This is a genomic window from Synechococcus sp. RS9907 (genome assembly GCF_014279615.1).
GTDB lineage: Bacteria > Cyanobacteriota > Cyanobacteriia > PCC-6307 > Cyanobiaceae > Parasynechococcus.
The window spans coordinates 804,489-816,693 of sequence record NZ_CP047944.1 but is presented as its reverse complement, the minus strand read 5'-3'; the positions used below and the strand labels follow the sequence as shown (position 1 = coordinate 816,693).

Genomic DNA, 12,205 nt, shown 5'->3' with positions numbered 1-12,205 from the left:
CCACAGCCAGGCCGGCCTGCAGGAGAGACTGACCGTCTTCGCTGCTGGCGTGTAAACCTGTAAGGGTCATCTCCAGGTTGTTGACATCCAACCAGGCACTGGCAAACAACTCAGTGCCGTTGGCAGTGAGGTCGTCGAAAGCATCCGGTTGAAGAGCTGCCGGCAGGTTGAAGGCAGTCTCACCAGGTTCCGTGTCCAGCACGAAGAATTCACCCGCCGCGCGGGCATCTAAATCAAAGCCAAAGCCAAGTCGGGCATCAACATCGATGCCGAGGCTCCATTCACCCGTGATATCAAAGATGCCTTCTGGAAAATTGATATCGGCGAACTCACCGATCAGAGACGTAAGGCTGGCGTTGTCATCACCAACGCTCCAATCCAATCCGTCGCCGAAATCCAGCTCAAACAGATAGAGCATGGGCGTGCGCACAGCCGGATCGTGCTCGGGACACTCACCAGCGAAAGCATCCGGGCTGGCCTGCTCCACAAGACTGAGCGTGATATCGCCCAGCCCGGCCTGATCCATGGCCTGGTTGAAGCGCAGGACCCACTCATCGGGAGGCAGAATTTCATCAGTGAAGCTGCGCACCGTGTTGGCCACGGTGATGAAGCCATCGGCAACATCATCGAAATCGAAACCCAGCGCTCCGGCCACGCTGCTGATCAGCGGATCGGAGCCAAGATTGCCCACGAGGGCATCGCTCAGATCCTCAATGCGATCAGCCAAACCGGTGAGCATGGCCAGCCAGTTGGCGGGCGTCAGCGCTCCTTCATCAAGACCGCAAAGGGCTTCGTCGACGGCGTTGGTGACCGCATTGAGAGCATCAGCAATCGCATCAGCCGTGGAACCCAGGGGGTTTCCCGCCGTAATGAAACTGAGCAGCTGATCAAGATCAAGGTTGAGGGAGCCAGCGGCAAATCCAGCAGCCTCAACATCCTGGACAGGCACCAAGCCCTGATCACCAGCCTCAGTGAGCTCAGGATGGAACAGTTCGAAGGCCAAAGCCGCCTCCAAGCCCAGAAGAGCCCGGGTGTCGGGCAATTCCACCAGGGCAGTCGCACGGAGATCGGCATCTGCCACATCACCTGGATCGGCGTCTACTCTTAGACGCAGTGCAGAAGGCAGATTGGCCTTGTAGACGGGGTTTTCTGAATCGCTGCTGTCGAGGCTGAGAGCCAGGGTGATGGGCCCCTCCAACGGCGATGCGCCTGTTTCACCATCTGTTTCATGCACAAACAGATGGCTGGACTCCTGGACCGGCTCCAGTTCGAGCAGCAGGCTCGATGGGCGCTCATTGCTTTCGCTGAAGACCCGAAGCTGGGAAAGAGGATTGTTGGAGTCGGCGAGGGAGAAGCTGAGTTCGTCACCGCTCTGACTAACCCAGTCCGGCAGGAGCGTTGCTCCATTGAGCTTGAAGCGATCGGGGCGCTGAAGCCGATCCAGGCCAGCATCCAGGCGAAGCAATGCTTCAGCAAAGCCGGGGTCGTAGCCGTCCTGGGCGGTGTCGAAACCCCAAAGGTCCGAAGGCTGCCCTTCAACCCATTGGGCAAAGGGCAACACTCCGCGGGTGTCGATGTAGAAGAAGTCTTCGAGGTCGGCGGTGCGGGTGTCATAGCCCGCGATCAAGCCGCCATTCATGCCAAAGGCATAAGAGAATTCCGCCTCGTAGTCATCGGCCACAGAGCCAATGGCCTCGAGGAAGGGATTATCACCTAACAGACCAATGAGATCATTAAGCCGCAGATTTGCTGATCCACTGCTATTGAAACCATCGCCAAAATCAAGGCGGTAAACGTAGAGATCCGGAGGACAATCGAGACTGGGTGGGTTGACAATTAAACCGCCCTGAACAGGATTCTCCCCGCGGAAAGTAACAGCAACAAAGCGGTTGATTGGCTCATTCAGCCTTGCATCACCTGGCGCAACAGCACCACCTTCCGCATCAGGCATGTAAAGGTTATTAGGATCATTCTCAGGCAAAATGCGAATGTTCAGCTCAAAGTTTTTCCCAGGGACTTGTGTTGCCCCAGCTGGACCAGTGGCAAGATCAACAAGCTGTTCAGGGGTGATGATCCTCTGATCAACGAGCTCCTCTAACGCGCCTCCGAGCCGGAGTTTGGCAAGCGTGATATTGGCTGCATCATGCAGTTCCGCCCGTTCAAGCGCCGCAGCTGGCTCAAACCTTTCCTCAGGCAGATTGTGTTCATTGATATCGGTCAAATCTTCTTCATCCAGGAGTTCCCATTCGGATTCGGCTCGCTGGAGCAGCATTCCAATCGCTTCAGCTTTCGCACTGCCCGTGGTCATCGCCACGAGATCAGAGGCCATCCGACGCTCCAGATCTGCACTGATCGACTGATCATCAGTGGAGGCAATTAGGGTGATCTCTTGAAGACCAGTGGTTTCGTTCTCTCCATTCGTGAATTCGGCCCAGGCCGCAGCGATCTTGGCAGCACGATGTGGATCAAATTCATAACGGCCGCTGGCAAAATCAACCTGGCTGCCAACATCCGGTTGATCGATCGTGATATCACCAGCCGTCTCACGAACGAACTCAAGCTGTTCTGCCTTATCTGAATCGGCAAACAGACGCAACCGGCCAGAGCCACTGATGGCTTCACCGGTTGAGCCGTCGTCGGCCGTCACACTGAAATAAAAGAGACCATCCAGTGGTTGGCCATCGAGTGTCCGAAGCGGGTTTGAGGGATCCACCTGGCTGAGTCGGACCCTTAGCGAATCCAGCAAACTTTCGGCCGTTGCCTCGATGGAGATCTGCTGGGTTGAGTCATCCACCTCAGCAACAAGACGCGACCCCTCCGTCTCTGCGTCGTAAAGACCAAAGCCGGTACGGCTCTCATCCCATTCCAACCAAATTGAGGTTTGCGGCACCTCTGCGCCATCACCAGTACGCAGGGTTAGAGCATTATCTTGATCAGATATCGAAACTTCGATTCGACCACGATCACGGGAGATTCCAAAGAAGTTCTCTGAGAGATTGAGCACCCATGCGAGGTCATCCTCAGCGGCCACATTGCTGAAGAGGTCGAGCCGCACATCGCTGTTAACAGCTTCAGCGGTGAACGCATAACGTGTGACATCTTCAACCTGGATCCAGGAATCATTTCCTTCAGATCCGAAATCACCGTCCCGGGTGAGAAACACCTCGGGAGGCAGTGCTTCATACTCCTCATCGCAGCATGTGGTGGAAGGATCCGTTGGCTGCGCAAGAAGACTCAAATGAACATCAAGATCATTCGCACTGAAAATCGAGTTAATGCTTGAGACAAATCCTTCGGAGGTGAGCCAGCGATCGCGGAAAGCAGCAACGTCATCGGTGATGGCATCGAAACGATCGGCGATGCTGGAGACATCGGCGAGCCAGCTGGTGGGCACCCAGGCTGGGAGGGTCGCAGCTCGACTCTCAAGAGAGTCAACTTGATTCGCTAGCTGGTGCGCGATTTGGTCGACGGTGTCGACGAAGCCATCGACAAAGGCCAACCAACCTGCGGTGCACTCCGGTATGGAGAGATCACCGAAACCTTCCAGCAACGCATCAAATTCGCCCGCCAGAGCCAACCCGGCGGCACGGATGTCATCCCCAACTTTGGATGCCAGTGTGACGAGATCTGTTTCGCTGAGGTCGAGGGTGGTGCCACCCTCAAGCTGGGGTGCCGGTGCATCCGCGAGCGAAACAGAGGCCTCGGGCAGCGCATCGTCAAAAAGATCCAGCCCCATCCCCAATCGAAGACCAAAGGTCTGCTCCGGATCTCCAGATCCGATCTCACTGAGCAGATAGACACGGGGGTCTCCCTCTTGATCGGTTAGCAGAGGAGTGGAGAAACTGACCTCGCTCAGACGCAAGGCGGAGGCAATCGCCAGCTCCTGGTCCGACAGGCTGGGGGTGGCTTCGCCTGGAAGGGTGAAAGAGAAGAAGTGGGGCTCATCGAAAGCCGGCCATAGGCCCGCAAGCTCTGGATTGGCAGTGGTGTCGACAAGGCGAATGCCTTGCTCGCAAGATTCCACAATTGCGACGCTGCCGGCAGCGGCCAGATCAAACTCGAAGTCGGCGGTGAGCTCACCAAGGGTGAGCCCAAGGATGTCTTCCAACACGGTGCCGACCTGGCTGCCATTGCCGGCCAATGCCTGGGTAAAACCAGCGGCGTCAAGTGAGAACTGGCGGGTGAGATGCAGTTCTTCAGTGGGGGCAAGCTCCCAGCGGTGCTCCCTGCTCATCTCTTCGCCCTCTTCGCCTATCTCGCTGTGCATCAGCTCAAAAGGCAGATCCGCAGCCCTGAACAGAGCGTTCACCCGGGCCACCAGCGCCGCTGGCTCCAAGTAGGTGTCCTGGAAGGCCTGAATCGAATCGCTGATCTCGACAAGGCCGTCACCGATGCCACCCAGCAGCGAAGCAGGTTGATCAGGCATCCAGGCAGGTAGACGACTGAGCAGGTCCTCACCCGCCTGCAATCGACCACCCACTTCAGCGATGAGATCTGCAATGGCGGGCAACAAGGTGTGCCAACAACCCAATTGCGCTGCAGTGGGCAGTTCGATGTGGTCGAAGAGAACATCAACCTGAGCGGCCAGGTCGTCTCCAATGGATTCCGCCAAATCCGTCACCAGATCAAGCAGGGGCCGCTCATCAAGATCCAGATCAAGCCGCAGCCCCAGTGCCGTGCTGAGCTGTGGATCGGAGAGCAGTGCCAAAGAATCCGGCAATGCCTGACCATCGACATCAACTTGGTGTATGTCGACTGCAGCGCCGGCGTTGAGACGCAGCACTGACTCAGGATCGGACAGCTGCAAAGAGTGGAGGTCGGTCAGACCAGGAACCCCGGCAGACAGCACCAGTTCCTCAAGCTGCAGCTCCAATTGGGCGGTAATTTCAGCATTCTGAGGATTGAGCGTGTCGCCGACGCTGAAACTGAGGGTGTGGCCAGACGCAGAATCACCATCAGGCCAATCCAATCGAGGCTGATCCAGGCCGATGGTGTCGACGTAGAGAAATTCTTCGGTGCTGGTGCTGCGGGCGTCGTAACCAAACACCAACCGACCATCAACGTCGACATTGAGACCAAACGATCCCTGTAGATCGGCATCCACCAGAGATAGTGAGGCGTCAACGGCCTCGGCCAGTTCGCCACTGACACCAGCCAGCACTGATGTCACATCAGCACGATCCAAGCTAAAGCGCTCTTCAAGCTCGGCCCCATCGGCAAAGCTCAGTTCGTAGATGTACAAGGACGGATCGCAACCCTCCGGTGCAGGGGGACGCACCAACAACTCCACGGGAGGCTCAGCTGTGAGCTCCAAATCCACCTGCACAAAACGGTGCTCAGGATCAGGATCTCCCGTTGAGCCTGGCTCATTTTCAGGAAGAAGCCGCAGGTGCAAACCGCTGCCATCGGGGGCTCCAAGGATCAGCTGAGCAGCGGGCAGTTCCTGGCCGTCAGGCTGGTGGAAACGATCGATGGCGGCCTGGAGATCCTCCTTTGTAAGGCCCCTGACATCCGGTGCCAGCAAAGCCTTAAGTGCAGATAGAGCGCGGGTCTGAGCCAGCAGCTGGTTGGCAGAATCTCCTTGTTCGCCGACAGCTTCACCAGGTACATCGCCGAGCTCCCATTCGCGCAGAGCCCGCTGAAGCAGGGTGTACAACAGCGCGTCTTCGCTGTCCTCCGGGGCAGAAGCGAGGGCATCAATGGTCGTCGCAAGCGTGTTGGTCAGCGCATCGGAGACGCCCTCATCATCAGTGGAGGCCGTGATCAGGATGCGTTGCTGTGCAACAGGGATTGCACTCGGAACCGCCGCAAAGGCCCGAGCGTGTTGCTGCAGGCTTGTGAGGTCTGCCTCACCGAGGCCAAAGCCACCGCTTTCGAAAGAGGCAATGCGGAATGCCTGCAGGGTCACAGGGTCTCCAGCAATCCTCAAGCTCACGTTCTGATCACCAGAGCGCAGTTGAACCTCTGCGGGATGATCCGCCGTCGGGGACACGGCGCTGAATGAGAAGCTTTCGCTGGTCGCGAACGTCTCCCAGCTTTCGCCATCACGACTCAGTTCAAGCTCGCCACCGGGATGCACATAGCTGACGAGCCCGATCTGGCCGCTCCGCAAGGTGCCAGCAGGCAAGTGAAGCTCAAGCGTGTCATCGCTGCCGCTCTTGAAGTTCACCCGCTCGGGCATCACCGCTTGGTCGCCGACCAACACCACAAAACGACCCGGGTGGAGAGTGCTGGTGGTCAAATCAATGCCGACCAGAGTCAGATCCAGCTGTTGGTCGCCGCTGACGGTTGCCTCACGATTGAGGAATGGCGCCATAGCGCTGCCGTCGGCATTGCGAAGCGTGGCGCCATCGAGGCGGATCACCTCCAAGGTGGCATCGTCGCTCAACCCTTCCGGCAGAGTGAAACGAAGGGTTCCATCAGCACCAATGGTGCTGTCCGCAGCTTCCAGATCCAAACTGCGCAGAAGGGTTGGTGGAGCCAACTCGATGGGTGGCTGATCGCAGCACTCCGGATCTGGATTGGTAGGCTGCGCCAACAGCCGCAGCCGCAAGCTGAGGCCTGCATCGGCAAACAGGTCGTTGACGAGGCCGACAAAATTCTCTGCATCCAGCACTTGAGAGCGGAAGCGCTCCATCTGGCTGGCCACCACTTGCAGCCCTGCCGCCAAGCTGCCGTAAGACGATTCGGCTTCATTGGGAAGCCAGGCCGGAAGTGCTGGGAGCTGGTCCAGCCGTTCCGCAAGGGTGCTCACCAGACCGATGAACCGATCCACAAATGCCAGCCAGGCACCGGGACAGTCGCCGAGTGAACCAAGGTCGAGATCCTCTCCAAGAGAGGACAATTCATCGCTGATCGCCTGGCCGAAGCGCTCAAGCATTGCGTGGGCATCGACACCGCTGGCGAAACTCAAATTCAGGTCGACATCACCACGGATATCGAGCGATTGGCCGGCCTGGGCTAGAGGCAATACTCCCGAAGGAAGACGCGGATCATCCGCCAGGCTCACCAAGTCGACGTAGGCATCGCCATCAAGGCTCACCAGATCAGTGAGATCGATGCCATCCAACCAATCCGGCAAGCTCGCTGGATCGATAGACAAGTCGGCGCGGAAGTCGGCCAGCAGTTCAGCCCGGGTGCCATCAAAGGCCTCCAGGTCGCCGTTGGTATCGAGCCAAAGGGCCTGGGATGGCACGGTTGTCGCGAGATCAATGCCAAAGCGAAGTCCGCCTTGCAATTCAGCGGTGAGATTGGTGTTGAGCTCCGGCAGATCAACAAGGTTCACCCCAAGGGCTGAAGAGACAAGGGCATCGATCGGCAGTGGCAGCGAAACGCTTGTGCTCAGACCGGAGAAATCCAGTTCCAACCAATAGTTGGTTGGGGTTGCCGGCAGGTCACCGATGTCAGGGAGAGTCCCTCGAACGTCAACACGATGAGCACCCTCAAGCTCCAGTGGGTTGTTGATGGTGATGTCAATCAGGTCCTGGAGCCGCGCTACCAGCTGGTTGGGTAGCACTGGGCCCAACTGGAGCAGTTGGTTCTGAAAATCACGCAGCGGTTTACTGAGGGTGCTGGCATAGCGCTCTCGTTCCGACTCACTGAGTAGGGATGCAAGGTCAGCTGAATCGAGCAGACCACCTTCAAGCTGGTCTGCAACAACATCAGTGAGCATCACGAGCCCAGCCAACACGCAGTGCAGCGTGGAAAGATCCCAGCTCGTCAGGCCCGCTAAGGAATTGGTATCTCCATCGCGGATCGCCCTAAGGATGTGAAGCCCGTAGTTGTCGAAATCAAAATGGCGAATCGCTGACCAGACCCTTGGGCTCAGATCTGCAAGCTGTTGCCACTGGTGCAGTTCGTCGTGATCAAAAGCGTTGAGAATCGGCCAAGCGCTGGGATCGAGGCGCAGGATGCGATCACTCGGAGCTTTGTCCAGCTCAAAGAACCAATCCGACAGCGCTGCGTTGTTGGTTAACAACGTGGCAAGAATGTCGCGGGAATTGGAATCCTCCAAGAGCGGAGGCAACCCATCGACCAAATCGATGGCACAGACCAGGTCGCAGAGGTCGAGGTCGAAATCAGTGCGTTTAAACAGGTTGTAGATATCAACGACTGCACTTGGCGCGGCAACGAGAGCAGCAGCGCTGGTGATGCTGTTGCCAATGCTGTTAAAGCGAAAACCATCCTCGGGTGAGAGCCAGATCGGCAGCAGCGACACAGCAGGATCACCAAGAGCCGTCAACACCTCGCCGGCGACGCCAGGGAGAACAGCACTACGCAATTTCTCAGTTTCTTGACGGCTGGAAAGGGCCTCCTTGAACTGCTCCTCCAGGTTGTTGGGAATGCGATCAAGAATGCGGGTCAACATTCCACGATCACCTTGCGATTGGAGAGCGTTGTCGTATCCCCAAAGGAGCAGCCCAGCAGCTATTGCTTCGCCAGTTGCCCCCTCCCAAAACTCACTGTCATCGTCGCTATCCGGAAAGAGCAGGTTGAACACCCTGCGCAAGTCCTGCACCCCATAGGAGGCAGTGAAGCGGCAGAGCAAATCGCCAAGATCCAGCTTCAGCCCTTCGGCCTCACCGGGCTGCTGTTCACGGGTCGTCCAGTTGGTGAGAAGAGTCCCTGATCCCTCAAGGAGGGTTTGGACGGTGAACGTTGCTGTAGCAAAGCGAGCTGTGGGGTCTCGTGGGGTTGAACCCTGCTCCCAGGCCAGGGTGTAAATCTCATCTTGATATTTGCGATCTCCGGCGTTGGCGTCTGGACGCCGAGGCACGGGTGGAAGAAGCTCGCGGATCTCGTCGGCATCGAGGTCGGGCAAAGTCCCGAGTGCGTCAACCAGATAGCTCCGCATCGAATCGGCACGGGCCACTGCCAGGCCTCGATTGCTGCCTTCGTACCCCCGCCGAATCAGGGAGTTGGCGAGGTTGGTGCTGAGCGGTTCAGGATCAGTTGAGGCACTGATCCGCAGGTCAGAAACGGATTGGTTCCCCGATGCAATCGAATCGATTAATCGATTGAGTTCGTCCCGATCTGATTCGGGCAAAAGGAATTCACCCGAGTTGAGAAAATCACGCTGGGTGTAGGGAACATCTTCAAGCGCGGGCTCTAGATCGAGACGGCCCACCGGCAGACCACGGACATCTATCCCGGCGTAAAGCTCGAATAAATCGCTACCAACTTCAGAGGGTTTGAGGTAGAGCGACTGGGGCCTCCCTTCGTTCCAGCCACGTGGGACGGAACTACCGTCAGCGATGATTGGGAGACGGGTGCCAACGGCGAGGGTGAAGTCCAACATGCGGCCATCGCCTATGTGGGCCCTCAAGGCGGGATTCTCAATGAGTAGTAGATCGGTTTGGGTGTTGAGAGAACCCAGGTCAATACTGGCGTTGTGAGTGGTTTCACGCTCCTCGTCTTGAGGTGGCGCCTCCATCAGACGTCGCAAAAGGGCAACAAAGTCGTCGACCATCCCCATCACATGGAGGATCCGCTGGCGATGCAGCAGCCAATGAAGATCGCCGCTGTCTTCGAAGTTGCCTGCAGAGCTCCCGAATCCATCCATCAGGGATGCGGGGGACTCTTCATCTCCAGCAGGAACAGCACCGATCCTGTGGATGCCATTGGTCTCAAGACCTGGGGTCTCCAAAGACTCCAGCTGCAAGGGGATCTGGTTATCGATCAGCTGGATCAGCTGCTCGCCAGGCGCTTCTGCAAGATTGGAATACGCGGTTAAACCGACAGGATGGAATGCAAGGTTGCTGTGCAGATTGACAAAGCCACTGACCAGTCCATCGATATCTCCGGGCAGATGTGGAGAATTACGCAGGGGGTCGAAACCGCGGAAACTGACTTCACCAGGAAGGTGCAGATCACCGGCGAGAGCAACGACATCGCCAATCGACAACTGATATGAGACATCGGCGATCGGTTGGCTATCCCAAGACCTCGTCAGGGACTCGAACTGCCAATCCTGAATGCCTGGAGCATGGAAACCCACCATCCGGTAAAGAGGAAGACTCATGCCATCAACATCGGCATCGATGAGGTTGGAAATAGCCTCGCCATAGCCACGAATGCTGGCGACCAAATCCGAACCCAAAGCAGCGGCCTGGTCAAGCAGCCCGCCAGAGTCGCCGATCAAATCGTCGAGCAGCGCAATGTTGACGCTGGCGCTCAAGAAGCTCAGCAAGTTTTCGGGGTTGATGCTCTCGCCTTCTGGCATGGCTAAAGAGTCCAGCGGCCCCCTCAGCAAATTGGCCTCAATTCCCTCGAGGGTGCCCAGAGGGTCTAGAGCGGTGAGGGCGAACTGCTGGGCAAGTGCAGCCCCTAGGCTGTTTCCGGTGAAACTGAGAGGAGCAAGGCTGCCATCAGCAAGACCAGGCGTGATTGATGACGTGAGGTCGGCCATGATCTGACCGACATTGGTGAGGTACTGAATGACGCCGACCCCCAGAGGGTTGGCGTCATCGAGAATTCCCTCAAGATTGTCGGTGCCCTGCAGACCAAGGATTGGATAGGAACTCGCCGGCCGGACCATGGCTTCGGTCCAAAAGTCGTCTTCAGCAACGGGCAGAGAGCTATCACTGGGAATCAGCAACCCAGTCCCCTGCAACAGCGCATAGCTGCCCATAAAGCCGCTTGGCGAGGTTTCACCGAAAGGGGTATCGGCCTCAGTTCGCTCGCTCTCCGCTGTGACGCCGTAGATCTCCTGAATCAACAAGTGATCCCGAATGGTTTCTGACTGCCAGCCCCAGAGGCCGTACAGACGATCGGCGTCCAGCACCAGCTGATCGGCCAATGCCGGATCAGCTCCTTCAATCGCGCTGAGGCTCAGGGCCGCATCAGCAGCGAGATTGATAGCGTCCTGATCAGGATCAACTGCCGTTAGGGCACGAAACAGCTGTAATGCCGCCTCTGCATTATCGAAAAGTTTGTACCCCTGCAGCACGCCTGGGTCGACAGCATCCCAGAAGGGAACGGCATAGAGATGAGACTCTGAAGGCTCCACTCCCTCACCCAGCACGACGTCGCCATCAGCGTTGGTGATCTCCACCGAAGCGCCTGAACCGTCACCCACGCGCTGGAGATTGAGCACTAGTGGTTGCGACAGGCTGGTTTGGTTCTGAGCACCAAGCTGAAAACCGAAATCGTTCCGATCCCATTGACCGGGCTCAGGCAACTGGCTTTGCGAGACACCCTCGGGAATCAGCCGCAGCAGGTCGGCATCAGCATCGATCAGGTAGCTCGTCAACGCGACACTTTGATCCAGCGCATAAACCCGTGAACCATCGGCAACCCGGCTGGCGTAAGAATCCCTAGCCACCGAAGGCGTGCCATCAATCAGGCCGGTGGAAGTGGCGGAATTGAAACCAAAAGCCTGCTGCGCTGCGGCTGCCGCACGTGCGCTGAGATCAAGCAGCGGCACCTCGCCATTACCCAGTAGCCGGGTGAAGCGTTCGAAAAATTGATCGCTGAGTTCACCTAGCTCCAGGGACTGCACGGCAGTTGTGTCTGTGCCGTCCGCAAACAAATACCCAAGGTCGTCGCGCCGACGCAGGGCCTCAACAGTGCCTTCAGGCACAACACGCTCTGAGCCCACCGGAACAAGGCCGGCTTGTAAACGCAAAATACCTTCGGCAAAAATTTTCCCTTCATCACCCGTGGGCTCCGGCAAACCCAATCGCTCCTGCAACCAGTGTCCGGCTTGCTCCAGCAACATCTCGGCAAGATCGACAACCGGAGCGTGCTCTCCCCAGGCCCGACTGATGAGCAACTCCCCATCGCCATCTCCCTCGCCTGCCCAGCCCGCGGTAAAACCGGAAAAGCGATCTTCAAAAACACGGTCAAAACCAAGAACAGCCGGCTGACCTTCTTCAGCTGTAGAAGAAAGACCAGGAAAGATTTGCTCGAGGTCAACTGAGCCGCCAACAGTGCGGGCAGATTGCAGCTGCCCACCTTCAATCAAGGTGGAGGGGAGCTCGTTGAGGAGAACCTGATCGAATTGCTCAGCACCACCATTCGTGAGCTGACGCAACAAATCGCCGGGAGTTTGATCTGCCGGATCGAGATCAAAGGCTTCGCAGATCAGCCGCTCGACATCCTCAGGTCGATCAGTCCACAGAGCCTGCAGCCACTGAGAGGAGAGGCTCCCCGCCGCCGCCAACCGGCTCTGCAGAGTGCTGAGAGACGGTTGGCTAGCTGTCAT

Annotated in this window: 1 protein-coding gene (running past one end of the window); it reads right to left on the bottom strand. The window is 57.5% G+C overall.

Annotated features, from left to right (window positions below):
- Positions 1–12,205, bottom strand: the 5' end (the start) of a protein-coding gene (locus SynRS9907_RS04455) for a leucine-rich repeat protein (protein WP_188021950.1). Its footprint begins 28,229 nt before the window's first position; the window shows 12,205 of its 40,434 coding nt (coding positions 1–12,205); the start codon lies at positions 12,203–12,205; the stop codon falls past the left edge of the window.